The organism is Pseudomonas sp. LAP_36 (genome assembly GCF_019456785.1).
GTDB classification, from domain to species: domain Bacteria; phylum Pseudomonadota; class Gammaproteobacteria; order Pseudomonadales; family Pseudomonadaceae; genus Aquipseudomonas; species Aquipseudomonas tritici.
The window spans coordinates 286,550-311,833 of record NZ_JAHZMS010000004.1 but is presented as its reverse complement, the minus strand read 5'-3'; the positions used below and the strand labels follow the sequence as shown (position 1 = coordinate 311,833).

25 protein-coding genes are annotated in these 25,284 nt (G+C 59.0%); 11 read left to right on the top strand and 14 right to left on the bottom strand.

The genetic code is table 11. The features are described 5' to 3' along the window. Positions 1-3: 3 nt before the first annotated feature. Both JBO08_RS16175 and JBO08_RS16170 read left to right on the top strand, forming a co-directional pair. Positions 4-717 carry a DUF3108 domain-containing protein gene (locus JBO08_RS16175; protein WP_065873794.1) on the top strand — a complete coding sequence of 238 codons (714 nt, stop codon included), beginning with the start codon at positions 4-6 and terminating at the stop codon, positions 715-717. A gap of 304 nt (positions 718-1,021) precedes the next feature. Then, positions 1,022-1,210, top strand: a complete 189-nt coding sequence (locus JBO08_RS16170) for a hypothetical protein (protein ID WP_065873795.1) — start codon at positions 1,022-1,024, stop codon at positions 1,208-1,210. Positions 1,211-1,414: 204 nt separating this feature from the next. Here the strand turns inward: JBO08_RS16170 and JBO08_RS16165 are convergent, their stop codons facing one another. The 7 genes from JBO08_RS16165 to JBO08_RS16135 form a co-directional block, all read right to left on the bottom strand. Next, positions 1,415-1,960, bottom strand: coding sequence for a DUF2058 domain-containing protein (locus tag JBO08_RS16165; protein WP_065873796.1), 546 nt, complete (start codon positions 1,958-1,960; stop codon positions 1,415-1,417). Between the two features lie 25 nt (positions 1,961-1,985). Next, positions 1,986-2,819, bottom strand: coding sequence for a nucleoside triphosphate pyrophosphohydrolase (gene mazG / locus JBO08_RS16160; RefSeq protein WP_065873797.1), 834 nt, complete (start codon positions 2,817-2,819; stop codon positions 1,986-1,988). A gap of 154 nt (positions 2,820-2,973) precedes the next feature. Next, entirely contained in the window at positions 2,974-5,217 is a 2,244-nt protein-coding gene (relA, locus tag JBO08_RS16155; RefSeq protein ID WP_049712098.1) for a GTP diphosphokinase, read from the bottom strand. Between the two features lie 120 nt (positions 5,218-5,337). Beyond that, entirely contained in the window at positions 5,338-6,690 is a 1,353-nt protein-coding gene (gene rlmD / locus JBO08_RS16150) for a 23S rRNA (uracil(1939)-C(5))-methyltransferase RlmD (RefSeq protein WP_220074776.1), read from the bottom strand. After that, positions 6,690-7,592, bottom strand: a complete 903-nt coding sequence (cysM, locus tag JBO08_RS16145) for a cysteine synthase CysM (protein WP_065873799.1) — start codon at positions 7,590-7,592, stop codon at positions 6,690-6,692. Before cysM ends, rlmD begins: the two co-directional genes overlap by 1 nt. 214 nt (positions 7,593-7,806) lie before the next feature. After that, a complete protein-coding gene (locus JBO08_RS16140) occupies positions 7,807-8,412 on the bottom strand; it encodes a tRNA-uridine aminocarboxypropyltransferase (RefSeq protein ID WP_065873800.1) in 606 nt (201 codons plus the stop codon). Between the two features lie 7 nt (positions 8,413-8,419). Continuing rightward, on the bottom strand, positions 8,420-9,313 hold the full coding sequence (locus tag JBO08_RS16135) for a LysR family transcriptional regulator (protein WP_049712094.1): 894 nt from the start codon (positions 9,311-9,313) through the stop codon (positions 8,420-8,422). Positions 9,314-9,476: 163 nt separating this feature from the next. Here JBO08_RS16135 and speB point away from each other — a divergent pair, with 163 nt between their 5' ends. Genes speB through JBO08_RS16115 form a run of 4 tightly spaced genes read left to right on the top strand, consistent with a single transcriptional unit; the run spans position 9,477 to position 13,831 of the window. Beyond that, entirely contained in the window at positions 9,477-10,427 is a 951-nt protein-coding gene (gene speB, locus JBO08_RS16130; RefSeq protein ID WP_049712093.1) for an agmatinase, read from the top strand. Continuing rightward, positions 10,427-10,849, top strand: coding sequence for a nuclear transport factor 2 family protein (locus JBO08_RS16125; protein WP_065873801.1), 423 nt, complete (start codon positions 10,427-10,429; stop codon positions 10,847-10,849). The genes speB and JBO08_RS16125 overlap by 1 nt, the downstream gene beginning before the upstream one ends. 21 nt (positions 10,850-10,870) lie before the next feature. Then, positions 10,871-12,427 carry a cytosine permease gene (locus JBO08_RS16120; protein ID WP_220074777.1) on the top strand — a complete coding sequence of 519 codons (1,557 nt, stop codon included), beginning with the start codon at positions 10,871-10,873 and terminating at the stop codon, positions 12,425-12,427. A gap of 24 nt (positions 12,428-12,451) precedes the next feature. Beyond that, on the top strand, positions 12,452-13,831 hold the full coding sequence (locus JBO08_RS16115; protein WP_065946222.1) for a sodium:solute symporter: 1,380 nt from the start codon (positions 12,452-12,454) through the stop codon (positions 13,829-13,831). 77 nt (positions 13,832-13,908) lie between these two features. Here JBO08_RS16115 and JBO08_RS16110 read toward each other — a convergent pair whose 3' ends face one another. Continuing rightward, a complete protein-coding gene (locus tag JBO08_RS16110; RefSeq protein ID WP_220074778.1) occupies positions 13,909-15,987 on the bottom strand; it encodes an NAD(P)-dependent oxidoreductase in 2,079 nt (692 codons plus the stop codon). A 251-nt stretch (positions 15,988-16,238) separates the two neighbouring features. Between JBO08_RS16110 and JBO08_RS16105 the strand changes: the two genes are divergently transcribed. Beyond that, entirely contained in the window at positions 16,239-16,631 is a 393-nt protein-coding gene (locus JBO08_RS16105) for a hypothetical protein (RefSeq protein ID WP_175405795.1), read from the top strand. Between the two features lie 32 nt (positions 16,632-16,663). On the opposite strand, the gene JBO08_RS16100 is transcribed toward JBO08_RS16105, so the two are convergent. From JBO08_RS16100 to JBO08_RS16095, 3 genes are all read right to left on the bottom strand, one after another. Next, positions 16,664-17,266 (bottom strand): peptidoglycan recognition family protein, encoded by a 603-nt coding sequence (locus JBO08_RS16100; RefSeq protein ID WP_065873806.1) that lies wholly within the window; start codon positions 17,264-17,266, stop codon positions 16,664-16,666. 242 nt (positions 17,267-17,508) lie between these two features. Then, positions 17,509-17,631, bottom strand: coding sequence for a PA1414 family protein (locus tag JBO08_RS28180; protein WP_003193089.1), 123 nt, complete (start codon positions 17,629-17,631; stop codon positions 17,509-17,511). A 142-nt stretch (positions 17,632-17,773) separates the two neighbouring features. Further along, positions 17,774-18,667 (bottom strand): putrescine utilization regulator PtrR, encoded by an 894-nt coding sequence (locus JBO08_RS16095; RefSeq protein ID WP_220074779.1) that lies wholly within the window; start codon positions 18,665-18,667, stop codon positions 17,774-17,776. 103 nt (positions 18,668-18,770) lie between these two features. Between JBO08_RS16095 and JBO08_RS16090 the strand changes: the two genes are divergently transcribed. Next, positions 18,771-19,979, top strand: a complete 1,209-nt coding sequence (locus JBO08_RS16090) for an MFS transporter (RefSeq protein WP_220074780.1) — start codon at positions 18,771-18,773, stop codon at positions 19,977-19,979. On the opposite strand, the gene JBO08_RS16085 is transcribed toward JBO08_RS16090, so the two are convergent. The 3 genes from JBO08_RS16085 to JBO08_RS16075 all read right to left on the bottom strand — a co-directional run bounded on the left by JBO08_RS16085 (position 19,891) and on the right by JBO08_RS16075 (position 22,819). Next, positions 19,891-21,333, bottom strand: coding sequence for an NCS1 family nucleobase:cation symporter-1 (locus tag JBO08_RS16085; RefSeq protein ID WP_065891099.1), 1,443 nt, complete (start codon positions 21,331-21,333; stop codon positions 19,891-19,893). The two genes, JBO08_RS16090 and JBO08_RS16085, sit on opposite strands and share 89 nt — an antisense overlap. A gap of 198 nt (positions 21,334-21,531) precedes the next feature. After that, complete coding sequence (locus tag JBO08_RS16080; RefSeq protein WP_065891100.1) at positions 21,532-21,930, bottom strand: DUF2177 family protein; 399 nt, start codon at positions 21,928-21,930, stop codon at positions 21,532-21,534. 52 nt (positions 21,931-21,982) lie between these two features. After that, the gene (locus JBO08_RS16075; RefSeq protein ID WP_049712084.1) at positions 21,983-22,819 is read right to left on the bottom strand and encodes a S1 RNA-binding domain-containing protein; all 837 of its coding nucleotides are present in this window, start codon (positions 22,817-22,819) and stop codon (positions 21,983-21,985) included. 335 nt (positions 22,820-23,154) lie between these two features. On the opposite strand from JBO08_RS16075, the gene JBO08_RS16070 reads away from it, so the two are divergent. The 3 genes from JBO08_RS16070 to JBO08_RS16060 all read left to right on the top strand — a co-directional run bounded on the left by JBO08_RS16070 (position 23,155) and on the right by JBO08_RS16060 (position 25,197). After that, on the top strand, positions 23,155-23,334 hold the full coding sequence (locus tag JBO08_RS16070; RefSeq protein ID WP_003193095.1) for a hypothetical protein: 180 nt from the start codon (positions 23,155-23,157) through the stop codon (positions 23,332-23,334). Positions 23,335-23,542: 208 nt separating this feature from the next. Next, entirely contained in the window at positions 23,543-24,265 is a 723-nt protein-coding gene (locus tag JBO08_RS16065; RefSeq protein ID WP_220074781.1) for a TorF family putative porin, read from the top strand. 65 nt (positions 24,266-24,330) lie between these two features. Next, entirely contained in the window at positions 24,331-25,197 is an 867-nt protein-coding gene (locus tag JBO08_RS16060) for a DUF6279 family lipoprotein (RefSeq protein WP_065873813.1), read from the top strand. Positions 25,198-25,284: the final 87 nt, after the last annotated feature.

Below are 25,284 nucleotides of genomic sequence, written 5' to 3'. Positions count from 1 at the left end.
TTTATGCGTCGCGCCTTGCTCTTCGCTTTTGCGCTGTTCGCCTTGCCTGCCGTGCAAGCAGCAGACCTTCACCCCTTCTCCGCCAGCTACACCGCTGACTGGAAACAGTTGCCCATGAGTGGTTCGGCAGAACGCAGCCTGACCAAGAACAGCGACGGCACTTGGACGTTGAACTTCAAGGCGTCCATGATGATCGCCAGCCTGACCGAAACCAGTGCGATCGTGTTCGACAAGGACACACTGCAACCGAAGAGCTACACCTTCGAACGCGGCGGCTTGGGGAAGGCGAAGAAGATCAATCTGGATTTCGACCAATCCGCCAAGAAAGTTACCGGTTTTGAAAACAAAGACCCGGTCAACGTCACCCTTGAAAGTGGCATGCTCGACAAGTCGACTTACCAACTCGCCCTCCAGCGTGACGTGGCTGCCGGCAAGAAAAGCATGAGCTACCGTGTGGTCGAAGGCACGGACGTCGATACCTATGACTTCCGCGTCATCGGCCCTGAAAAGGTCCAGACCAAGGTAGGCTCCATCGACGCGATCAAGGTCGAGCGTGTGCGCGACCCGTCGCAGAGCAAGCGCATCACCCAGATGTGGTTTGCCAAGGACCAGGGCGGCATCCTGGTTGCCCTGCGCCAGGTTGAGACCGACGGCAAGGAATACAACATCATGCTGCTGGACGGCACCGTTGACGGTAAGGCTGTCAAAGGTAGCTGATCGGTAGATGGAACAAAGAGCCTCGCGAATGCGGGGCTTTTTTTCGTCTGGAGGTTTTGTGTTGAAGCCTGCGATAGCGGCGGCCCAGTCAATACAAGGCTGAAGCCTTATGCCAACATGAAACTTTTGTCATAAAACTCAACACCCTGCGACGCAATGCCCCGATTTACGCGGCCTGCAGGACTGTTGCAGCGGCTGCAATGAATTGTTGCGCGAAAAGTCGGTTTACTTAGCAAGCTAACAAAACATATAACAAAAGCCTGCGACGACTTGCCGCAGACCCACCAGAGATTGGAGCAAGCAGATGACTGTAAAAGTAACTGAACGCGACGACGAACATATGTCCCACGAAGCCTTGGGCCATGGGATTCACATCTGGGACGTACACCAACAAGACCTGCTGGTCGGCATGTTTCACAACGAGAGCGACGCTCAAAATTATAAGAACGAGCTCGAAACCCTTGAGATGAGACGCCAGGCGCAAGATTCCTGAAGACATATCTGTAGTGAGCGGGCTTGCCCCGCGCTGGGTGGCGAAGCCGCCCTAATAAAGACACCGTGCATTTCCAGGTAGAGTCACGTCGCCTGGTTTGGGGCGGCTTCGCCACCCAGCGCGGGCGGTGCGACGATTCGACAAGCCCGCTCACTACAAACGACAAACCCCGCCTTTTGAGCGGGGTTTGTCATTTTTAAAGCCTTACCACATCAGGTCATCCGGGATCTGGTAGGCGGCGTACGGATCATCCTCATCCGGCACCTGGCTCTCCGTCAGGATGTTGAGCTGCACGATACGCTCCGGTGCGCGCTCCTGGATCTTCAGCGCTGCTTCGCGCGGGATCACCTCATAGCTGCCGCCGTGATGCACGATCGCCAGGGATCCGTTGCTCAGCTTGTTGCGCATCAAGGTGTTGACCGACAGGCGCTTGACCTTCTTGTCATCCACGAAGTTGTAGTAGTCCTCGGTGGTCAGCTTGGGCAGGCGCGAGGTCTCGATCAGTTGCTTGACCTGGGCCGTGCGGGCCTTGGCCTCGGCTTTTTCCTGCTGCTGGCGGTTCAGCTCCTGGTCGCGCTTGATCTTCTCAGCCTTTGCCTCGGCTGCCAGGCGGGCCTGGGTGTCGTCAGCCTCGATCTGGCCTTTGTGGACCAGGCGCTGCTGCTTCTGTTTGTCTTTGCCGACCTGCTTGGCCTGCTTTTGGTTGACCAGACCTGCTTTGAGTAACTGATCGCGAAGGGAAATGCTCATGGTGCTTACTCACTTAGGCAGCCGCTCAACCGCAGCTGGACATGTTCTTTTCCTGACGTTTGGCTTCGCCCCACAGGGCGTCCAATTCTTCGAGGGTGCAATCTTCTATGGGACGATGGGTATCGCGCAATGCCTGTTCGATAAATCGGAAACGTCGTTCGAACTTGGCATTGGCGCCACGCAGTGCGGTTTCCGGGTCGACCTTGAGGTGGCGGGCCAGGTTGACCGCCGCAAACAGCAGGTCGCCGACCTCGTCAGCAATGGCCGCCGAGTCGTTATCGGCCATGGCTTCGAGCACTTCATCGAGCTCTTCGCGCACGTTATCCACCACCGGCAAGGCCGATGGCCAATCGAAGCCAACCTGGCTGGCGCGCTTTTGCAACTTGGCGGCACGGGACAGGGATGGCAAGGCGGTGGGTACATCGTCCAGCAGGGAGAGTTGCTCTGGTGCGTCGGATTTTTCCGCGCGCTCCTCGGCCTTGATCTGCTCCCAGCGTTGCTTGACCTGCTCTTCGCTCAGCTGCGGGATATCCAGCGGTGCATACAGATCGCCGGTGGGGAATACGTGGGGATGGCGACGGATCAGCTTGCGCGTGATGCTGTCGATCACCCCGGCAAATTCGAAGCGCCCTTCCTCCCGCGCCAACTGGCTGTAATACACCACCTGGAATAACAGGTCGCCCAACTCGCCTTGCAGGTGATCAAAATCGCCGCGCTCGATGGCGTCGGCGACTTCGTAGGCTTCTTCCAAGGTGTGCGGGACGATGGTCGCGTAGGTTTGCTTGATGTCCCACGGGCAGCCGTATTGCGGGTCGCGCAGACGGTTCATCAGGTGCAGCAGGTCTTCGAGTGAATACATCAATTTGTGCCTGATCAAGTTGGAACGCCGCCGCTCAAATGTGGGAGCGGGCTTGCTCGCGAATACGGTGTGTCAGTTCCAGATGCATTGGCTGATCCACCGCATTCGCGAGCAAGCCCGCTCCCACATTTTCAGACCGCGTTCATCCAGATGTTCATGGCGTGCGATTACGCCGCGTCTCGATGATATTCGGCAACTGGGAAATCCGCCCCAGCAACCGCCCCAGTGCGTCCAACCCCGGAATCTCGATGGTCAGGGACATCAACGCGGTGTTGTCCTCTTTGTTCGAGCGGGTGTTGACCGCCAGCACGTTGATCCGCTCATTGAGCAGCACTTGCGACACGTCACGCAGCAAACCGGAACGGTCGTAGGCGCGAATGATGATATCCACCGGGTAGGTCAGCACCGGCACCGGGCCCCAACTGACCTGGATGATCCGCTCCGGCTCACGCCCGCCCAATTGCAGCACCGAGGCGCAATCCTGACGGTGAATGCTAACGCCACGGCCCTGGGTGATATAGCCGACGATGGCATCCCCCGGCAATGGCTGGCAGCAACCGGCGATTTGCGTCATCAGGTTGCCCACGCCCTGGATCTGGATATCGCCACGCTTGCCAGGCTTGTAGCCGGTGGCTTTGCGTGGGATCAGCTCCAGCTGTTCGCTGCCGCGTTCCGGTTCGACCAGTTGCTGCGCCAGGTTGACGAGTTGCGCCAGGCGCAAATCGCCAGCACCGAGGGCGGCGAACATGTCTTCGGCAATCTTCATGTTGGCTTTTTCGGCCAGCTTGTCGAAGTCCACCTGCGGCAGGCCCAGGCGTGCCAGTTCGCGTTCAAGCAAGGTTTTACCGGCGGCGACGTTCTGGTCACGCGCCTGCAACTTGAACCAATGGACGATCTTCGCCCGCGCCCGCGACGTGGTGATGTAGCCCAGGTTCGGGTTCAGCCAGTCGCGGCTCGGCGTACCGTGCTTGCTGGTGATGATCTCGACCTGCTCACCGGTCTGCAGGCTGTAGTTGAGCGGCACGATGCGCCCGTTGATCTTCGCGCCCCGGCAGTTGTGGCCGATCTCAGTGTGTACGCGGTAGGCGAAATCCAGCGGCGTGGCGCCCTTCGGCAGATCGATGGCGTGGCCGTCGGGGGTAAAGATATAGACCCGGTCCGGTTCGATATCCACCCGCAACTGCTCGGCCAGGCCGCCGATGTCACCGAGTTCTTCGTGCCATTCCAGCACTTGGCGCAGCCAGGAGATTTTCTCTTCGTACTGGTTGGACCCGGCCTTGACGTCCGTGCCCTTGTAGCGCCAGTGCGCACAAACCCCCAGCTCGGCCTCTTCGTGCATGGCATGGGTGCGGATCTGCACTTCCAGTACCTTGCCCTCGGGGCCTATCACGGCGGTGTGCAGCGAGCGATAGCCGTTTTCCTTGGGGTTGGCGATGTAGTCGTCAAACTCCTTGGGGATGTGCCGCCACAGCGTGTGGACGATACCCAGCGCGGTGTAGCAGTCGCGCATTTCCGGCACCAGCACACGCACGGCTCGCACGTCGTAGATCTGGCTGAAAGCCAGGCCTTTGCGCTGCATTTTGCGCCAGATGGAATAGATGTGTTTGGCGCGGCCGCTGATGTCGGCTTCGACACCGGTGGCCTGCAACTCGGAGCGCAACTGGTTCATCACGTCGGCGATAAAACGCTCACGGTCGAGCCGCCGCTCGTGCAGCAACGTTGCAATCTGTTTGTATTGATCGGGTTCGAGGTAGCGGAAGGACAAGTCCTCCAGCTCCCACTTGATATGGCCGATACCCAGGCGGTGCGCCAGCGGCGCGTAGATATCGAAGACTTCGCGGGCGACGCGGTTACGCTTCTCGTCGTCGGCGGTTTTTACCGCACGGATCGCGCAGGTACGCTCGGCCAGCTTGATCAGCGCGACGCGTACGTCGTCGACCATTGCCACCAACATCTTGCGCAGGTTTTCGACCTGGCCCTGAGTGCCCAGCACCAGGGACTGACGCGGGCTGAGGCTGGCGCTGATCGCGGCCATGCGCAGCACGCCGTCGATCAGCTTGGCCACTACCGAGCCGAAACGCTGGCCAACGGTCGCCAACTGAATGTGCCCTTCCCGCACGCCGCGATACAGCACGGCGGCGATCAGCGAATCCTGGTCCAGCTTGAGATCGGCGAGGATCTCGGCGATTTCCAACCCGGTGCGAAAGCTTGACGTGCCTTCGGCCCACAGGTTCTTGGCCGCATTGTCTTGCTGCTCAGACTCACGAGCGAACTCGCAGGCTGCTTTCAAGGCTTCACGGTCCAGTGCCGGGTCGACACTGATGGCATGATCCAGCCATGCCTCGAGATTGATACTGCCGTCGGTGTTGATCGGCTGGTGTGCTCTCACCTGTACCATCTTGCTTACCTTCCCTACGACGCACCTTGGGTGCGCCAAAAATCATCCCGACCTTTGCTGCAAGCTCCCTGGCAGTTCACGGCCCTGAAGAATGCAGGCCAGTCGGATTAAACGGGCATCCTAGCCCGCTTCAAATAACGCCATGGCCTCGACATGCGCGGTTTGCGGAAACATATCGAGGATCCCGGCACGTTTTAGCCGGTAGCCTTGCTTGACCAACTCAACCGTGTCCCGCGCCAGCGTGGCTGGGTTGCAGGACACATACACCAGACGCTTGGCCTTGAGGGTCGCAAGCTTGCGCACAACCTCCAGGGCACCATCGCGCGGTGGGTCCAAGAGTACCGCAGAAAAGCCCTGTTTGGCCCATTCCGCGTCAGTCAAAGGCTGGGACAAATCGGCCTGAAAAAACTGCGCATTATGCAAATCGTTGCTGACGGCATTGGCGGCAGCCCGCTCTACCATGGCCTGCACACCTTCCACCGCCACTACTTCACGCACCTGGCGCGCCAGTGGCAGGGCAAAGTTGCCCAGGCCACAAAACAGATCCAGCACCCGCTCGTCGGGGTGCGGCGCCAGCCATTCCAGGGCCTGGGCGACCATCGCCGCGTTGACCCCGGCGTTGACCTGCACGAAGTCACCCGGCCGGTAGGCCAACTCCAGGTCCCACTGTTCCAATCGAAACCCCAACACCGAATCGGCTTCGACCGGCTCCGGCTGGCCCTCGCCATGCAGCCACAATTGGGCTTCATGGAAACTGCAGAATTCTTTAAGGATCAGCAGGTCCGCCTCCGACAACGGTGCCATGTGCCGCAGCAATACGGCGATGGACGTACCGCTGAACAACTCCACATGCCCCAGGGCCTGAGGTTTGCTCAGGCGGCGCAGCATGCCAGGCAGACGCTGCATGATCGGTTGCAAGGCCTGTACCAGCACCGGGCAATCATCAATGGCGACAATGTCTTGGCTGGCCACGGCGCGGAAACCGACTTCCAGACGCTTCGCCTTGGCATCCCAACGCACCGCCACGCGGGCGCGGCGTCGGTAGCCGAATTCCGGGCCACTCAAAGGTGCAGCCCACTCTTGCGGTTCGACACCCGCCACACGGGACAGTTGCTCGGCGAGCATGCGCTGTTTCAGGGCAAGTTGTTCGGCATGGGGCAAGTGCTGCACGCTGCAACCGCCACAGCGGCCAACGTGCGCGCACGGTGCCGGGCGACGCAGTTCGCTGGCGGTGAACACACGTTCGGTGCGCGCTTCGACGATCTTGCCGTGGGCGCCCAGTACCCGTGCTTCGACTTCTTCGCCGGCCAGCGCACCATTCACAAACCAGGTGCGGCCCTCAAAGAACACGATGCCGCGCCCGTCATTGGCCAGGCGCTCGATGGTCAGGCGTTGTTTCTTGCCCACGGGGATCTGCGGGGCTCGGCTGCCGCCCGTCGGTTGGAAGCGCAGCCCCCTCTCGTGCTTGGCCATCAGTTGGGTTCGTCGAAGATGCCGGTCGACAGGTAACGGTCGCCTCGGTCACAGATGATCGCGACGATCACCGCGTTTTCCACTTCTTTGGACAAGCGCAACATACCGGCCACAGCGCCACCGGAGGACACACCGCAGAAGATGCCTTCTTCACGGGCCAGGCGGCGGGTGGTGTCTTCGGCTTCACGCTGGGCCATGTCGATGATGCGGTCCACGCGGGTCGCGTTGTAGATCTTCGGCAGATACTCTTCGGGCCAACGGCGGATGCCCGGGATGGCAGAGCCTTCCATCGGTTGCAGGCCGATAATCTGGATCTCGGGGTTCTGCTCCTTGAGGTAGCGCGAATTGCCCATGATGGTGCCGGTGGTCCCCATCGAACTGACGAAATGGGTGATGGTGCCCCCGGTCTGGCGCCAGATTTCCGGGCCGGTGGTGGTGTAGTGCGCCTCGGGGTTGTCGCCGTTGGCGAACTGGTCCAGCACCTGGCCACGGCCTTCGGCGGCCATGCGTTCAGCGAGATCGCGCGCGCCTTCCATGCCTTCTTCCTGGGTCACCAGCACCAGCTCGGCGCCATAGGCGGTCATCGCCGCCTTGCGCTCGGCGCTGCCGTTGTCGGGCATGATCAGCACCATCTTGTAACCCTTGATCGCGGCGGCCATGGCCAGGGCGATCCCGGTGTTACCCGAGGTGGCTTCGATCAGGGTGTCGCCCGGCTTGATCTGCCCGCGCAACTCGGCGCGGGTGATCATCGACAACGCCGGACGGTCCTTGACGGAGCCGGCCGGGTTGTTGCCTTCGAGCTTGAGCAACAAGGTATTGCTGGTTTCGCCCGCCATGCGTTGCAAGCGGACCAGGGGCGTGTTGCCGACGCAATCGGCGATTGTAGGGTACTGCAAGGTCATGGCGTATTCGCAATCCAGACTGCGGGGGCGGACATCATACCGGGAAAGGCCGGCGGGCCATATCACGCAAAGTGCGGTGCTTATGGCTTAAAGGCATAAGCACAGAATGTGTTGCCTGGGAGGATGCTATCGCGGGCATGCCCGCTCCCACACTTGAAATGCGCGCTTCTGTGGGAGCTCGCTTGGCTGCGATGGCCGCGCATCGGTCAGCCTGCTAGCCATGCCGACCGTCGCCATGGTTTCGCTGAAAAACCGCGTCCCCCATCGCCGCAATCTGGCCTTCGATCAAGGCGTCGAAGGGCTTGAGCAACGGCTCGAATGAGGTGGGTGCCTCCAGCACTTGCAATGCCTGCACGATGGCTTCCACGGTGGACAAGGCACCCGGCCCTGGCGCCTTGCGCAGCCGATAGCGGGAAACGGCACCCTCGGCCAACGTTACCCGGGGCAACGCCGCCAACAATGGATTGAGGTGCAGCAGTTTGCGCGCCTTGCGCCAGGTGCCGTCGGGGACCACTAGCAACAGCGGTTGATCGCTGGGTGCATAGCCTTGCAGCAACTGAGCATCGTCAGCAGGAAACAATAGTCGCGCTTGGTAGCCGGGCGGATTCAGCAAGGTAGGCAAGTCATCAAACACCTCCCCCACCACCAATTGCGCATTGTTCAACCCCAACGCCGCTAAACGCGCAGTATTCAGCGCATGGTTGACCTCACTCGGGTGCTGCAATAGCAATACGCGGGTGCGGCTGTCGAGGCTGGGGATCAGCGCGCACAGGCAGTGGGGAGTAGGCCGCAAGCAGCGGGAGCATTGGGGTCTGGACATATGGGTTTCAGGCCTGGTTGAGCTGGGCTTTGAGCAAGTCGCGGAAGGTCTGGATCAGTGGTTCACGGCTGCGGCCGCGGCGCATGATCATCGAGAACGGCGCCTGGTAGCCGAAGGTCGCCGGCAGCAGCACGCGCAGGTCGCCCTTGTCGGCCCAGGCCTGGGCGTAGTGCTCGGGCAAATAGCCGATATAGGCACCGGACAGCACCAGGATCAACTGCGCTTCCATACTTTCCACGGTCGCGGCGCTGTGCTTGAAACCGTGGCGCGCCAGTTCGGCCTGGCTCCAATAGCCACGACCGACCATGCGTTGTTGGGTGATGACTTGCTCGGGGATACGCCGTTCATTGAATAAAGGATGCCGGGTGCTGCAATACAACCAATGCTGCTCGCGATACAGCGGCATGTAGATCAGCCCGCTCATGCGGTTGGAGAAAGCACCGATGGCCAGGTCCAGGCGATTGTCCTGCACGCCCAATTGCAATTCGTAAGGGCTCATCACCGACAAATGCAGGTGCACCGCCGGGTGTTCCTGGCTGTAGGCGCCGATGACTTCGGCGAACGGCAGGGCTTTGTCGCTGACGGTGGAGTCGAGCACGCCGAGCTTGAGGGTACCGCGCAGTTCGCCCTTCAACGCCGCCGCGTATTGTTCGAACCCTTCCAACTCACCGAGCAGGCGCAGGGTTTCCTGATGGAACAACTCGCCCTTGCTGGTCAGGCTGAAGCCGCCCCGGCCGCGATGGCACAACACCAGCCCCAGCGCCGATTCCAACTGGCTCATGTAGGTGCTGATGGCCGACGTCGACAGGTTGAGTTCGTGCTGGGCATTGGCGAACCCCTGGTGCCGCACGACGCTGACGAAGATGCGCAAGAGTTTCAGGTCGGGCAGAGCATTGGCCATGGGGTCTCCGAAGGCACACACAAAATCCTACATTTGAACCGAGTCTACCTCAGCCATTAGTTTAGAAAAATCTGAACTAAGTATTTGCCCCTGGCGATTCTTTCGTTTCCAGGGATTTCGCAGAATCGGCCCCTAATAAACAAAACAACGATGAGGCACTCCCGTGGACAAGATTTTTCACCAACCACTGGGCGGCAACGAAATGCCGCGCTTTGCCGGCATCGCCACCATGATGCGTCTTCCCCACCTGCAATCGGCCAAGGGCCTGGACGCCGCTTTTGTCGGCGTGCCGCTGGACATCGGCACCTCGCTGCGTGCCGGCACCCGTTTCGGGCCGCGTGAAATCCGCGCCGAATCGGTGATGATCCGCCCGTACAACATGGCCACCGGCGCCGCCCCGTTTGATTCGCTGTCGGTTGCCGACATCGGCGACGTGGCGATCAACACCTTCAACCTGCTCGACGCCGTGCGCATCATCGAAGAAGCCTATGACGAGATCCTCGAGCATGGCGTGATCCCGATGACGCTGGGTGGCGACCACACCATCACCCTGCCGATCCTGCGGGCGATCCATAAAAAACACGGCAAGGTCGGTCTGGTGCACATCGATGCCCACGCCGACGTCAACGACCATATGTTCGGCGAGAAAATCGCCCACGGCACCACCTTCCGCCGCGCCGTGGAAGAAGGCCTGCTCGATTGCGACCGTGTGGTACAGATCGGCCTGCGCGCTCAGGGCTACACCGCCGAAGATTTCAACTGGAGCCGCAAGCAAGGTTTCCGCGTGGTCCAGGCCGAAGAATGCTGGCACCACTCCCTCGCGCCGTTGATGGCCGAAGTGCGTGAAAAAGTCGGCGGTGGCCCGGTGTACCTGAGCTTCGATATCGACGGCATCGACCCGGCCTGGGCGCCAGGCACCGGCACCCCGGAAATCGGCGGGCTGACCACCATCCAGGCCATCGAAATCATCCGCGGCTGCCAGGGCCTCGACCTGATTGGTTGCGACCTGGTAGAAGTTTCGCCGCCCTACGACACCACCGGTAACACCTCACTGCTGGGCGCCAACCTGTTGTACGAAATGCTCTGCGTACTGCCAGGCGTGGCGCACCGCTGATGAGCACGCACGACGTGCTGCAAGCCGCCGCCGACCTAGTGGCGGCCTTTGCCCGCAATGACCGCGCCGCGTACTTCGGCGCGTTCACGGCCGATGCCAGCTTTGTGTTCTACACCCTCCCCCAGCCACTGCTGAGTCGCGATGCCTACCAGGTGTTGTGGGACAGCTGGCGCCGGGACGAGGGGTTCGAGGTGCTGTCGTGCACCTCGAGCAATGCCTTTGTCAGCCTGCAAGGCGACGTGGCGATATTCATGCACGACGTGGCCACCGAGCTGCGCATGCAAGGGGAGCAATTCTTTAGCCAGGAGCGCGAGACCATTGTCTTTAAACGGCAAGGGTCTGGCACACAACAAAAACAAGGCCTGTGGCTGGCCTGTCACGAACATTTGTCCGCTATGCCGGAAGGGCTGCCGCCCCCTTAGCCAATGTGATCGGAGCTGATCATGAATAATAAAAACAACGATAAAAATATTCGCAAGATAGAAACCAACGGGGTCGAGCAGATCCCGGACCACGAACGCACCGCCACACCCAAGGATCTGTTCCGGCTGATCTTCGGCGGAGCCAATACCTTTGCCACCGCTGTGCTGGGCTCTTTCCCCGTGCTGTTCGGTTTGTCATTCCAGGCCGGCGTCTGGGCGATTGTGCTGGGCGTGCTGGTGGGTGCGCTGATCCTGGCGCCCATGGGCCTGTTCGGGCCGATCAATGGCACCAACAATGCGGTGTCTTCCGGTGCGCACTTCGGCGTGCACGGGCGGATTGTCGGCTCGTTTCTCTCGCTCCTTACCGCGATTGCCTTCTTCTCACTGTCGGTGTGGAGTTCGGGCGATGCGCTGGTGGGGGGTGCGAAACGTCTGATCGGCCTGCCGGAAACCGACCTGAGCCTGGGCCTGGCCTACGGTGTGTTCGCCATTCTCGTACTGACGGTGTGCATCTACGGCTTTCGCTTCATGTTGTGGGTCAACCGCATTGCGGTGTGGGCGGCGAGCCTGCTGTTTCTGCTGGGGATCTTCGCTTTTGCCCCGGCTTTCGACCGCCATTTTGCCGGCACCGTAGCGATGGGACAGACCGGTTTCTGGGCGGCCTTTATCGGCGCCGCGCTGGTAGCCATGAGCAACCCGATTTCCTTCGGCGCGTTCCTCGGTGACTGGTCCCGCTACATCCCGCGTGAGACGTCGAAAATGCGCATCATGCTGGCGGTGGTCCTGGCGCAGATTGCCACCTTGATCCCGTTCCTGTTCGGCCTGGCCACCGCGACCATCGTGGCGATCAAGGCGCCGGACTACATCGCGGCGAATAACTATGTCGGCGGTTTGCTGGCGGTGGCGCCCACCTGGTTCTTCCTACCGGTGTGTTTGATCGCGGTGATCGGCGGCATGTCCACCGGCACCACCTCGCTGTATGGCACCGGGCTGGACATGTCCAGCGTGTTTCCGCGCTTGTTGTCGCGGGTCAAGGCCACGCTGCTGATCGGGGTGATGTCGATTGCCTTCATCTTTATCGGACGTTTCGCCGCCAACCTGGTGCAGAGCGTGTCGACCTTCGCCGTGCTGATCATCACCTGCACCACCCCATGGATGGTGATGATGATCATCGGGCTGATTGTGCGTCGCGGCTTCTACTGCCCGGATGACCTGCAGGTGTTTACGCGCGGCGAAACCGGCGGCCGCTACTGGTTCAGCCATGGGTGGAACTGGCGCGGGCTGGGGGCGTGGATTCCGAGTGCGCTGGTGGGCCTGTGCTTTGTCAACCTGCCGGGGCAGTTTGTCGGTCCGCTGGGCAACCTGGCCGATGGCATTGATATCAGCCTGCCGGTCACGCTGGGGTTGGCGTCGGTGGTGTACCTGACCTTGCTGCGTGCGTTTCCGGAACCGACGGCTGTCTACGGCCCGACCGTTGTGGCGAGAGAGCTTGCTCCCGTTCGACAGCGAAGGTGGGGCCGCTTCGCAGCCCAGCGGGAGCAAGCTCCCTCGCCACAGCAAGCACCTTCACCACAATAAAAAGATAATTGGAGACTCGCCGTCATGGCTTTGGATTTATTCGTCGTACTCATCTACGCCGCCGGCATGCTCGTGCTCGGCTATTACGGCATGCGTCGCGCCAAGACCCATGAAGACTACCTGGTGGCCGGGCGCAACCTGGGCCCATCGCTGTACATGGGCACCATGGCGGCCACAGTACTGGGCGGCGCATCGACCGTCGGCACCGTGCGCCTGGGTTATGTGCATGGCATCTCCGGCTTCTGGCTGTGTGCCGCGCTGGGCATGGGCATCATCGCGCTGAACCTGTTCCTCGCCAAGCCGCTGCTCAAGCTGAAGATCTTCACCGTCACCCAGGTCTTGGAAAAGCGCTACAACCCCATGGCCCGCCAGGCCAGTGCGGTGATCATGCTGGCGTATGCGCTGATGATCGGCGTGACCTCGATCCTGGCCATCGGCACGGTGTTGCAAGTGCTGTTCGGCCTGCCGTTCTGGATCTCGGTGCTGCTCGGCGGTGGCGTGGTGGTGGTGTATTCGACCATCGGTGGCATGTGGTCGCTGACGCTGACCGATATCGTGCAATTCGTGATCAAGACCGTTGGCCTGATGTTTATCCTGCTGCCGATCTGCCTGTACCGCGTGGGCGGCTGGGACGAGCTGGTGGCCAAGCTGCCGGCGTCGAGCTTCAGCTTTACCGCCATCGGCTGGGACACGATCATCACCTACTTCATGATCTACTTCTTCGGCATCCTGATCGGCCAAGACATTTGGCAACGGGTATTCACCGCCCGTGACGAAAAAGTCGCCAAGTACGCAGGCACTTTCGCCGGTTTCTACTGCATCCTCTACGGCCTGGCCTGTGCACTGATCGGCATGGCGGCGCATGTGCTGATTCCGGACCTGGATAACGTCAACAACGCCTTCGCGGCGATCGTGAAAGCATCGCTGCCCGACGGGATTCGCGGCCTGGTGATTGCCGCGGCTCTCGCGGCGATGATGTCAACGGCCAGCGCCGGTTTGTTGGCCGCCTCCACCGTCCTGACCGAAGACCTGCTGCCGCGCCTGCGTGGTGGTAAACAGTCGAGCCTGGCGATCAACCGTTTGTTCACGATGCTGACCGGTATTGCCGTGCTGGGGATCGCACTGGTGGTGAACGACGTGATCAGCGCACTGACCCTGGCTTACAACCTGCTGGTGGGCGGTATGCTGGTTCCGCTGATTGGCGCGATCTTCTGGAAACGCGCGACCACGTCGGGGGCGATTACCTCCATGACCTTGGGTTTTGTGACGGCACTGGTGTTTATGTTCAAGGATGGGCTGGATGCGAACACGCCGATTTACTACAGCCTGGCGGTTGGGCTGGTGAGTTTTGTCGTGGTGAGTTTGTTGTCGCGTAAGCCGGAGGCGGTGGCAACGGCGGTTTGATGCAGAACGAGCTTTAAAGCGGTTTCTTCAGCGGGTGCGACGTCGGATGTCGCACCCGTTTTTTTATCACTCAACGCTCAAGTGTTAGTTTGCTGGATGATTTCCTGAACTAAAGAAGCCCATACCAATCCCTGCGTTGTGCCCGCCGCGTAAGTTCCCCCAGCCGCGATTCGATGATAGGCCGACCAATAAACGATCGACAGTCCATCTGCGGTGCAAGGCCTGGCACATTCGATAATATGCAAGTCGCCACTTTCGATCGCCCTGCGGTAGGACATCGGAAAGTGCCGAGAAACAGCGGCCAGGCACGCCGCCAATATCTGCTCCTTGCATTCCGACGTCGAATCAGGCGGAACCTGCCCGCCGGAGACAAGTATGCAATCCCCATCCAACCGGCAATTCATGACGCCGACGGGCAGATCGTACTGCAGCTTGAGTCCGCGCACTTCGACGCCTTCATCACCGACAGCACGCAGTTTGAAAAACCAGCCAATGATCGCGATTACCTCTGACTCCTCCACCCCCATGGCTGTGATGACGAAGTGCTCTCTGCTCAGCTCAGTAATTTGGGCCGGACTCAGATGCTGGGGCTGAAACTGAATGCCAGAGCACTGCAGAAGCGCCTCTAGCTCATTCTTTAAATGGATGAACTCAACATCGTAGCCCGATACCTCAATAGCCCGACCAATCCCTGGGATTGCATAATTTGCCTGGAATTGCAGTTGACTGATCTCTGCGAGTTCATATCCCGGCTTCCCACTTGGCCAACGCCTGCTTTCAATATCACGCTGCTCAAGAATCGCGGCCTCTACACCACTCGCACCCACCCTATAGGCTCGTACAATCCCCGCCTGTGCGAATTGTGCAAGCGATGGGTTGTCGGCCAGAAGCTTTTCAAAGAGCTCAATGCCTGCGCGGTTGCACGCAACAGCAAAGCACTGATTCCCGGGAGTCAGATGGTCATTATGCAGCGGCTTTGCAGTTGTCTCCGTTGCGGAAAGATGGCGCATGTTCACCTGCTTATGACTGGCTCCATTGCTCTCGCGATTTCCTCCGTATACGACGACCTGATAATTCGCCAGGCGTAACATCATGGCTTGGAGCAGACCGTTGATTCCTCTACCGATGATCGACACGCGCGGCGCACCGACATGTGTGTGTTGAGAGGGGATCATTAACGATTGTGCAAGCTTGCGCCTGACAACACCCCGCAACGCCATTAAGCTCAGTTGGACTGCGACCGCATAGTCAAGGTCGCAATGGCAGGCTTCGGTGGTTGCCGCCCGTGCAGTGAGCGTCGCCGGTTTACGCCACGTGGAGACACTACAGCCGAGCATTTGGGTACGCATCCGAAACACATCCAATGTCGTAGGTCCGTAATCGACGACAAGCTGGATGCCTCCAGCCGCCGCCAACATTCGCAATGCATCATCGCTAAAGACATCCGGTTTGGCGACACAGACCAGGCGAGCTTGTTTGTGCATACATTCAATGAGGGCCTGATCAATGCGATACGTAGACTCATCATTCAGTGATAAACATATGGCAACAGCAGAGGCACCCTCTAACGCCTCGAACCAGTCTGCGACAAAAGTCACCCGGTTATCGGAAAAGGCTGTCCCATTATTATCTGGCGCTCGACAGTGTCGAACCAACACCTTTATCCGAACATCCGGATCTCGATCAAGCAACAACTTGACCAGCTCTTTGCCTACATTGCCGTATCCCAATATACGGACATCATGGGGTAAGGAGCCGTCGGCCAGTTTCAACCAATGCGTGATATAGGCAGCCACATGCGGCGCATTGACCCCAGGCGTATTGATCACCCGAATACTGTTAGATTTACACAGGTCCAGCCGCACTTTATCCAAACTCGTACCTCTTCGGATCAGATAGAGGTCTTCAAAAGGATGAGATATACGCCATTGGTCAATGACGTCTGCATCGATAGATTGGTCGCCGACAATTATCGTTGATGGGCGCAGGAGCCCAATCTGTATGAGCAGAGCTTGCTTAGTTAACGTTGGGGGAAGAAAAACTACGTTGCTGGGGGCCTCAGCCTTCCAGGCTCTCGACACAGGCGCGATATGTAAAATGTTTTCAGTTATGGCAATGAGTGACGCAGCGACGGGCGGAACCGAAGAGAGCAACATAGCTTTGTCTCCAACCAATTCTGACTTACTGGTACCTCAGAGCGAGGCACTCAATAAAGTTAGGGCGCGATGAAAATGCGCTTAGTTTTTATCCGAGACTAGTTGCCTTGGTCCCTAATGGAACCCAACCTACGCGTGTCTTTATAATTAAATAAGCCAGCCGATTCTGACAATCATGCAGTCCAATTCCGACAAATGAGTGCCAAAACCTGATTGACATGCGTGAAATCGGGCTAGTCACCCGAAATCCCGTGAACAAGAGCGGATACGACTTCAGATATCACTTCTATCTTTTCAACCCGTCGCTATTTTTTGGCGCCTTCAAACACATCACCGCAGTCCTTGCAGCCAAAGTACTGCGCAGTTGCCGGGCACTCAATCTCCCCCGTAGCGCCTGCCCTCACCCGCCAAATGCATGCCTTGCCTTGATATTTCAGCGTGCCCTCCAGGTAACAAGGCGCCCAGTCATACTCATCGTGCAGCGTACGACCATCAATAAGTTCAGCCTGCTTGAAAAAGGCCGCTACCTGCCGCTCATCCAGCGCAACGTCACTGGGACGGCAACGCTCAGGTTCTTCGGAATGGAAGCCCGCGATGGAGATAGCCTCAACATCACGCGGGGTGGACGCGCATCCGGCGAGTAACATCCACACGCCCAGTGCCCATCGCGCTGAAGTCATTGCCACACCGCACTGCTGGCTTCACCTGGATGTTTGTATGAGATTTGCGGGTGCGTGTAGATGTCTTCCGGTGTCAGACGGAAATGACCACGCAATTCAGACACCAACCACTGCAGAGACTGATTCTGCAGTGCGGTAACCCGCTCATAACGCGTGGCATCCAGGTGTTTGCCGACCAATTCGATACCCAGGGAGTCCGCATTCATCGGGTATCGTTCAGGATAGCCCTTGGTGCGTTCGTGCCGGTCCAGCGCGCGAATCTGTAACGTCCAGGTGAGCGCTTGAATCGACTGGATTTGAGCGGTATCACAGGTCGTTTTATCAACTGCCAGGCACTTGGAGCGCAGGTAGCGCCCAACGTGATAACAGCGTTTTTTCAGGCTGGCCGTCTGGTAGATGAGGCCATCTTTTTCAATCAGAAAGTGCGCACCGTTGCCTTTGGACAGATAACCGTTAAAGGTGTGCTGTGCCGTTGGGGCATCCGTCTGGTGAATCACCAAGGCACGCACGCTACGCATATCTCCCTGCTCAATCGATGGAAACCGACGACGCTCAACCCTGTCGGAAATCACCATACCTTCGCCATCAATGCTCGACATCCCACTACCCTTCCGTCCTTGTGAAGACAAAAATATAGAAGGACGAACCGGAAAAAGGTACGGATGACAGGATAAAAAGAAGGGTCCGACGACAACGCTGGCCTCATCAGATAATCCAGTAAAGCGGCGGGGAACAAACTGCGGCTGCGCCCGAATGACAGGGAACCGAGCACGCCCTGAATAACAACCCATTGCAAAGCGCCCGCACGATCAACGAGTCGATCGCATGAGCGCTTCAGGACTTACCGGCGGCGTGGGCGGCGCTGCTCATCATCTGTGCGGATAGGCACCGGTTGTAGCGGAGGCTCGATCAAGCCCAGTGCAACACCCAGATCATGGAGCCAGTTTTGAATTTTCTCTTTCATGGTTGCCCCCCTTGAGGGTAATGCTGGTAGGCGCAAGTTCTGTCGCCTTTTCCTACACTGATAGTAGCCCTAAGTCCTACGTAATGCATGAACGAAACCACAACGAACTATTACTGAATTGATTCAAATCCTGACGGATCGTTCAAGCAATTGCGCGTGCGCCTCGCAGGACCTCTGCCTTGCCCTCTTGCTGAAGGTCGATCCATGCATTGAGGTTAGCGCCGAGCATACCCTTTCGCCACATCAGCCAGGTGGTTGCAGTGGCAAAAGGCCCCGTCAGCGGATGAACGGACACATTTTCCTTGCCTGGCAGGCTGTCGAGCATGGACTCGGACATCAACGCCACCCCGGAGCCAGCAATCACGCAGGCGAGCATGCCTTGATAGGATTCAATCTCGATTGCCCGCCCCATGGCCACACGCTCGTGGGAAAACCAGGTTTCCAGACGAGTGCGATAAGCGCAACTGCGGCGGAAGGTGAACACTGAACGCCCGGCCACATCCTGCGGCCCGCGCACCGACGGGTGATCGGCCTCGCATATCAGTACCAATCGTTCCTCGCACAGGGCGACTCCGTCCAGGGACGCGATGGTGATGGGGCCGTCCACGAATGCAGCATCCAGACGACCGGTGATCAAGCCTTCGAGCAACTCACCGCTGGGCGCCGATTGCACTTGCAGGTTCACCATCGGATAAGCCTTGTGATAGCGCGCCAGCAGCTTGGGCAAGTGAACCGCTGCCGTGCTGTACATGCTGCCCAACACAAAATCCCCAGCCGGTTGCCCGCCTTGCACGGCGCCATGGGCTTCGTCGTGCAGCGCCAGCAGGCGGGTGCTGTAGTCCAGCAACACCTTGCCTGCAGGAGAAAGCTGCAAGCGTTGGCGTTCACGTACGAACAGCTCGACGCCGAGCTGTTCCTCCATCTGCTTGAGCCGGGTCGACAGATTCGACGGCACCCGATGCAGACGCTCGGCGGCGCGGGTGATGGAGCCCTCTTCGGCCACGGCCTGGAAAATGCGCAATTGACTGAACTCCATAACTTTCTCCAAAACTGAACAAGTTGCTCACTATTATTCAATTTTACAGAAAGTCAATCAGCTTTAGCCTGAGGGTATTCGCTTACCCGCAGGAAACTTGACCATGTCTCCCTTGATACGCTTACTTGCCAGCTTCGTCGCCCTGATGATGGCGATGGGCATTGGCCGCTTCGCCCTCACCCCACAAATGCCGCACCTGCTCAGTGAAGGGCAGATCGACCTGACCGGCGCCGGCCTGATCGCTGCCGCCAACTACCTGGGCTACTTCGTCGGCGCGGTGAATTCGATCTTTGCGCGCAGCCACCACCACGTGCGCGGGCGCTTGTATGGCGGCTTATGGCTGTGTGTGTTGCTGACGCTGGCGTCGTATTGGGCTCATGGGTTCTGGCCGCACCTATTACTGCGCTTTGGTACCGGTGTCGCGAGTGCCTGGGCCCTGGTGATGATCACCAGCCTCAGCCAACCATTGGCGATTGCGGCCGGGCGTCCGCGCCTGGGCGCCTTGGTATTCGCCGGGCCAGGGTTGGGGATTCTGTTGACCGGGTTATTGGCGCTGGGCTCCAACCTGCAGGGGCAAAACTCGGCGACGTTATGGCTGGTGTATGGCGTGGTGGCGTTGGTGATGTTGTTGGCAATCCTGCCTTTCCTGCCCAGGCCTTATGCCGATGGCGCAGCGGTTGCCAGCCACACCGAGGGAGGCAGCAACGGCAGCATCGCGCATTTGTGCTGGATCTACGTGCTGTTCGGCCTTGGCTACATCATTCCGGCAACCTTCCTGTCGCAGATGGCCAGCGCGCAGTTCAAGGGCGCCTGGCAGGCCGATCTGTTCTGGCCGTGCTTTGGCCTGGCCGCAACGATTGGCGTGGGAGTGGCGAGTCTGCGCCGCAAGGACCCGCACACCACGCGCCGTTGGCTGATGACCACGCTGTGGCTGCAAGCGGCCGGCGTATTCGCCTGTTTGTTCGGCAATGGCTGGGGTTTAGCGCTGGGCGTGCTGCTGTGTGGCGGGCCGTTCCTGGCCTGCATGCAGTTGGTAATGGCCCGCCTGCGGGACGTCGCGCCCCACGGCTACCAGCGCAGTACCGGGCTGCTGACCGCCAGCTTTGCCATCGGCCAACTGAGCGGCCCGTTGCTGGCGTCGGTCAGCAGCCACCTCAGCGGCGGGTTGCAACCCGCGCTGGTGATTGCCGGCGCGGGCCTTTTAATAGCGGGCTCGGTGCTGCTCAGCCGACAACCAGCGGCGCAGGCACATGAATCTGCTCACGCCGAGCCAGCACCAGGAAAAACAGCCCACCCAGGAAGCAGCCGGTAAACCAGGCGAAGTTGGCCATAAACTGCAACGCCGGGGTAAAGGTGATCGCGACACCCACCAGCGTCGCGGGCACAAGCGCTTTGACCGCCGTCCAGTTCACGCCACCGTCGAAGTAGTAGCGCCCGCTGGGGCTGTCATCAAACAGTGCATCCACGTCGATCTTTTGTTTTTTGATCAGGTAGAAATCCACCAACAGAATCCCGAACAGTGGCCCGATAAACGCGGCGAGGATATCCAGGGTGTAGTGGATCATCAGCGGGTTATTGAACAGATTCCACGGCGTGATAAAGATCGACGCCACGGCGGCGATCATCCCGCCGGCACGCCAACTGATTTTGCTCGGCGCGACGTTGGCGAAGTCAAACGCCGGGGAAACGAAGTTGGCGACGATATTGATACCAATGGTCGCGGTGACAAAGGCAAAGGCACCGAGCAACACCGCCATGCTGTTATCGATGCGCGAAACCGTGGCAATCGGGTCATGCAGCATTTCGCCGAACACCGGCAAGGTGCCCGAGACGATGACTACGGTGACCAGGGAAAACGCCAGGAAATTCACCGGCAGCCCCCAGAAGTTGCCGCGTCGTACGTCCTGCATGCTGCGACAGTAGCGGCTGAAGTCACCGAAATTCAGGGTGGGCCCGGAGAAGTACGACACCACCAGCGCGGTGGCCACGATCACCTGGCCAAACGCCTGCCAACCCGACAGGGATTTCTCTGACAGGGTGAAGCTGATATTCGACCAGCCCGCCTTCCACACGATCCAGCCGGCCAGGGCAAACATCACCGCATACACCACCGGCCCCGCCCAATCGATAAAGCGGCGGATAGACTCCATACCAGCCCAGAACACGGCCGCCTGGAGCAACCACAGGCTCAGGAATCCAAACCAGCCGAGGTACGACAGGCCTGCAAAGTGCGGTTCGGCATACACCGCCATCTGCGGGAAGAAGCGCAGCACCACGATGATCAACGCACTTGATGCCAAATACGTCTGAATCCCATACCAGGCCACGGCGATCAAGCCACGAATCACTGCGGGGATATTCGCGCCAAACACGCCAAACGCCAGCCGACAAATCACGGGATACGGCACAGCGGCCTGCTGGCTCGGCCTGGCCACCAAGTTAGCGATCAACTGAACAATGCAAATACCGGCGAGCAAGGCGATCAACACCTGCCAACTGGCCAGCCCCAGGGCGAACAGGCTGGCGGCGAACACATAACCGCCAACGCTGTGCACGTCGCTCATCCAGAAGGCGAAGATGTTGTACCAGGTCCACTTTTGCGGCAGTGGGCCCAAGTCCTTGTTGTACAGGCGCGGGCTGTAGCCTTTGGGCAATTGTTCGGTCATCGCTGGGCTCCTCGAAATACCGGCCTGCGCTTCCGTCACGGGGTGCATACGGGAGGCGGCATGGTTTGTATACGAGACAGTCAGCAGAATGCGTGCCAATTGAGCGCAATCCCTTTGATACGGTGTTCCAAAGAGATTGATACAGGTCTATAAGCGGGGACCGCGCTCAGCTACGGTGCACATCAATCCTGTACACAATCAACGGTGCACTCGATGTGCACACAAGTAGCCCACCGTACAGCACGCCGCCGTCAGAAAGGTGCCCCAGGCCATGTCCATGATCGCCAATTGCGCGGACCAACCTTGCAGCGTGGCCCAGTTGCTCAGGTCATAGGTGCCGTAGGCAACCAGACCAAGCAAGGCGCCAAGGCGTGCGGCGCGTTGCCAGCTTGTGCTGGGCAAGACCACGAACACTACGCAACCCAGTACATAAAGGAGATAGAAGAGTGTCGCAGGCAACAGGCGGGGCTGATCCAGCATCAGTGGACCCAGCAGGGATTTGTAGGTGGGTCCCATGAGGACGCCAAGCCAGAGGCCGTCCAGGATCAGGAACGCGAGCAGAGTGCCGAGGTAGGCGAAGAGCATTTTCTTGGTCATTGATGCAACCTCTGTAGGCACCGGACGGCGCCTACAGAAGAGCAAAGCGCGATCAGCTTAGTTCAATTCGATCCGCGTGAATCACGATCTGGCCCTGCTTATACAGCGCACCAATGGCTTTCTTGAAGTTGCCCTTGCTCACGCCGAACAAGTTACTGATCACCGTCGGGTCGCTTTTGTCGCTGACCGGCAAGGTGCCGTTGTTTTCACGCAACTTGGCGAGGATCTTCGAGTTCAGGCTGGAGGCCGCTTCCTGTCCGACCGGTTGCAGGCTCAGGCTGATATTGCCGTCAGCGCGGATTTCTTTGATAAAGCCTTTTTCTTCCTTGCCCGGGCGCAGGAACTTGAACACTTCGTTCTTGTGGATCAGGCCCCAATGCTTGTTGTTGATGATCGCCTTGAAGCCCATATCAGTGGCTTCGGCCACCAGCAGGTCGACTTCCTGGCCCACCTGGTAGTTAGCAGGCGTTTTGTCCAGGTAACGATCCAGGCGCGCAGTGGCGGTGATGCGCTTGGTGTGTTTGTCGAGATAAACGTGCACCACGCAGTATTCACCTGCGGTCATCTGGCGTTTTTCTTCCGAGTAAGGCAGCAACAGATCCTTGGGCAAACCCCAGTCAAGGAACACGCCAATACTGTTGACTTCCACCACTTTCAAACTGGCGAATTCACCCACTTGAACTTTCGGTTTTTCAGTGGTGGCGATGAGTTTGTCATCGCTGTCCAGATAGATGAAAACGTTAAGCCAGTCTTCATCTTCGCTGGGAATATCTTTAGGGATATACCGATTAGGCAAGAGGATTTCACCGTCTTGCGCACCATCCAGGTACAAACCGAAGTTAGTGTGTTTTACCACTTGCAAGCTGTTGTAGCGCCCGACTAAAGCCATGTCCAAATACCCTCATTGCGTGAGCGGCATTCTACCCGAGTTGGACCCGCCACGCGCGGGCGCCTGAAAAAACGCGGGCTGAGGTGGCCTTGCAATAGCATCGCCCAACGCACAGCCCCGCTCGTCCGATCAATCGGCCAGTTTTTTCAAGCCGCCAACCCTCGACCGCCCCATGGTTTCGAATTAAAACAGTAAGTTAGGGGCTTATTTCAAAAAATGAAACTTTACTATTTCCGTGCGCAGCACTTATTCCTGGGGGATATTTACCAAGCAATTGTCAAGTATTTCCTGTACGATGCCTGGCCAAGTTAATTTTCTACAGGTTAGTGGCCGCCATGCGTGTAAAAGCATCCAACAGCAAAGCAAAGCCAGCTCCAGCCGTTGAAACCAGCGAATCGATCAACAGCCAGATCGCTGCGTTCCTTAAGTCCGGCGGCGAAATCCAGCAAATTGCCAAAGGCGTGAGCGGCCAGACTTTCGGCCCATCCAAGCAGATCAGCTTGGGTAAAAAGTAATACCGCGCAACACACCTGGTCCCTAAGCGTCTTGCCCTCAAGGCGCTAGGACTAGAGCTCGAAATACCCTCTCCAATCATCCACATTTTTGCATGAATCGACGAACGGCCCTCACCTACAGGCATTCGCCGGTATGCTTGCACGCGTCTAGCACGGGCATCTGCCCGATTTCCTTCGTCACTGCTCCTCGCTTTTCATGGAGTGAAGCATGCTCAAACCCTGTATTTTCCTGGTCGGCGCCCTGGTAGCCAGCCCCTTCGCCGACGCGCAGATCTTTCAGCGCGAATTGGGCGATTTCGATTTGAAATTGGGCACCACCCCCAGCCGCAGCATGGCCCAGGGCTTGGTCAAGCCAACGTCGCCTGGCAGCGACTCGTTCCATGGCGGGTTGGACCTGAGCCACGACAGCGGCCTCTACTTCGGCCAGTTTTCCCCGAACATGGGCTTGTCTTCGGCCAGCACCCTCGAAGTCGATTCCTACATGGGCTTCAAGCACCCCTTCGATCAGACCCTGGGCTACGAAGTGGGCTTGATCCATTACAGCTACCCCAAGCTCAGCCCCCTCGACAGCCAGGAGTTCTACGGCGGCCTGAACCTGCTGGGCAATCGCTTTGGCGCCTCCTTCAGCAACGATCCGGACCGCCAGGACAGCACCCTGTTTGCCGACCTCGGCGGCACCCAACCTTTCGGCATTGGGGTCAGCATGAAATACACCACTCATCAGTTGGGCGCTCCAGTCTCGGTGGACGGCGGCTCCATCCGCGCCTTCAGTGACTGGTCGGTGCAATTCTCGCGGGAATGGATGGGCGTTGACCTGAACCTGATCTACAGCGACTCCAGCCTGAGCGGCGGGGATTGCTCGGCGTATTCCGGACATAATTCGCAATGCGATGGTCTGTTGACGTTGAAGGCCGCGCGGACGTTTTATTAATGGGCTGAACTGTCGCGCCCAGCGCGGGTTCACATGTGACACCCCATTCCGCGAAGGACCCGCCCATGCTGCGTCGGCTCAAATTACTGGTGGTATTGCTGACCGTGAGCCTGATGCTCGCCGGCTGCAATCGCGTGGGCCTGGCCTACCGCAACCTGGACGTGATCATCCCCTGGACCCTCAACGATTACCTGGACATGAACGCCGGGCAAAAGAGCTGGTTCAACGACAAACTCAAGGAACACCTGGCCTGGCACTGCACCACGCAGCTGCCGGGTTATCTGGATTGGCTGGATCGCCTGCAACAGATGGTCGACAACAACCAGGTCACAGACGCCGCCTTGCAGACCCGTACCGCCGAAGCCAAGCAGGCTATTGACGAGGTCGCCCGTGAGATCACGCCATCGGCCATCGAACTGCTCAAGGGCCTGGACGATCAGCAGGTCAAGGAAATGAACGAGGCGCTGGCCAAGGATCTGCGCAAGCGCCAGGATGAATACCTGAAGCCGCCACTGGCCAAGCAGATCCAAGAACGTGCCGAGCGCATGAGCAAGCGCCTGGATACGTGGATGGGCCCGCTCAGCGCCAGTCAGCAGAATCGCGTGACGGCGTGGTCGCTCGCATTGGGAGACCAGAACACGGAATGGATCGGCAACCGTGCGCAGTGGCAGGCTCAATTCATCGACGCCGTGCAACACCGTGCAAGCGCCGACTTCCCGCAGAAAATGCAGCAGTTGCTGGTGGATCGGGAGAGCTTGTGGACCCCGGAGTATCGCGCTGCTTATGCCCAGACAGAGGCTGCAGCGCGCAGTCTGTTGGTCGACCTGATGGCAGACAGTAGCGCGCAACAACGCTTGAAGCTGACGCAGAAAATTGACGGCGTGCGCAGCGACTTCAAAGCGCTGAAATGCCTGAAGGCTGCCACGATCTAAAAATGTGGGAGCGGGCTTGCCCGCGATAGCGATCGGTCAGTAACGACTATATCGACTGACACGCCGTCATCGCGGGCAAGCCCGCTC

Bases quoted from the DNA above. Each gene is read 5' to 3' on its own strand.
- JBO08_RS16140 (WP_065873800.1), bottom strand. From the start codon at position 8,412: ATGTCCAGACCCCAATGCTCCCGCTGCTTGCGGCCTACTCCCCACTGC.
- JBO08_RS16060 (WP_065873813.1), top strand. From the start codon at position 24,331: ATGCTGCGTCGGCTCAAATTACTGGTGGTATTGCTGACCGTGAGCCTG.
- rlmD (WP_220074776.1), bottom strand. From the start codon at position 6,690: ATGGCCAAGCACGAGAGGGGGCTGCGCTTCCAACCGACGGGCGGCAGC.
- JBO08_RS16170 (WP_065873795.1), top strand. From the start codon at position 1,022: ATGACTGTAAAAGTAACTGAACGCGACGACGAACATATGTCCCACGAA.
- JBO08_RS16085 (WP_065891099.1), bottom strand. From the start codon at position 21,333: ATGACCGAACAATTGCCCAAAGGCTACAGCCCGCGCCTGTACAACAAG.
- JBO08_RS16070 (WP_003193095.1), top strand. From the start codon at position 23,155: ATGCGTGTAAAAGCATCCAACAGCAAAGCAAAGCCAGCTCCAGCCGTT.
- JBO08_RS16100 (WP_065873806.1), bottom strand. From the start codon at position 17,266: ATGTCGAGCATTGATGGCGAAGGTATGGTGATTTCCGACAGGGTTGAG.
- JBO08_RS16125 (WP_065873801.1), top strand. From the start codon at position 10,427: ATGAGCACGCACGACGTGCTGCAAGCCGCCGCCGACCTAGTGGCGGCC.
- JBO08_RS16135 (WP_049712094.1), bottom strand. From the start codon at position 9,313: ATGGCCAATGCTCTGCCCGACCTGAAACTCTTGCGCATCTTCGTCAGC.
- JBO08_RS16175 (WP_065873794.1), top strand. From the start codon at position 4: ATGCGTCGCGCCTTGCTCTTCGCTTTTGCGCTGTTCGCCTTGCCTGCC.
- JBO08_RS16075 (WP_049712084.1), bottom strand. From the start codon at position 22,819: ATGGCTTTAGTCGGGCGCTACAACAGCTTGCAAGTGGTAAAACACACT.
- cysM (WP_065873799.1), bottom strand. From the start codon at position 7,592: ATGACCTTGCAGTACCCTACAATCGCCGATTGCGTCGGCAACACGCCC.
- JBO08_RS28180 (WP_003193089.1), bottom strand. From the start codon at position 17,631: ATGAAAGAGAAAATTCAAAACTGGCTCCATGATCTGGGTGTTGCACTG.
- JBO08_RS16080 (WP_065891100.1), bottom strand. From the start codon at position 21,930: ATGACCAAGAAAATGCTCTTCGCCTACCTCGGCACTCTGCTCGCGTTC.
- JBO08_RS16165 (WP_065873796.1), bottom strand. From the start codon at position 1,960: ATGAGCATTTCCCTTCGCGATCAGTTACTCAAAGCAGGTCTGGTCAAC.
- JBO08_RS16095 (WP_220074779.1), bottom strand. From the start codon at position 18,667: ATGGAGTTCAGTCAATTGCGCATTTTCCAGGCCGTGGCCGAAGAGGGC.
- JBO08_RS16120 (WP_220074777.1), top strand. From the start codon at position 10,871: ATGAATAATAAAAACAACGATAAAAATATTCGCAAGATAGAAACCAAC.
- JBO08_RS16115 (WP_065946222.1), top strand. From the start codon at position 12,452: ATGGCTTTGGATTTATTCGTCGTACTCATCTACGCCGCCGGCATGCTC.
- JBO08_RS16110 (WP_220074778.1), bottom strand. From the start codon at position 15,987: ATGTTGCTCTCTTCGGTTCCGCCCGTCGCTGCGTCACTCATTGCCATA.
- JBO08_RS16065 (WP_220074781.1), top strand. From the start codon at position 23,543: ATGCTCAAACCCTGTATTTTCCTGGTCGGCGCCCTGGTAGCCAGCCCC.
- relA (WP_049712098.1), bottom strand. From the start codon at position 5,217: ATGGTACAGGTGAGAGCACACCAGCCGATCAACACCGACGGCAGTATC.
- mazG (WP_065873797.1), bottom strand. From the start codon at position 2,819: ATGTATTCACTCGAAGACCTGCTGCACCTGATGAACCGTCTGCGCGAC.
- JBO08_RS16090 (WP_220074780.1), top strand. From the start codon at position 18,771: ATGTCTCCCTTGATACGCTTACTTGCCAGCTTCGTCGCCCTGATGATG.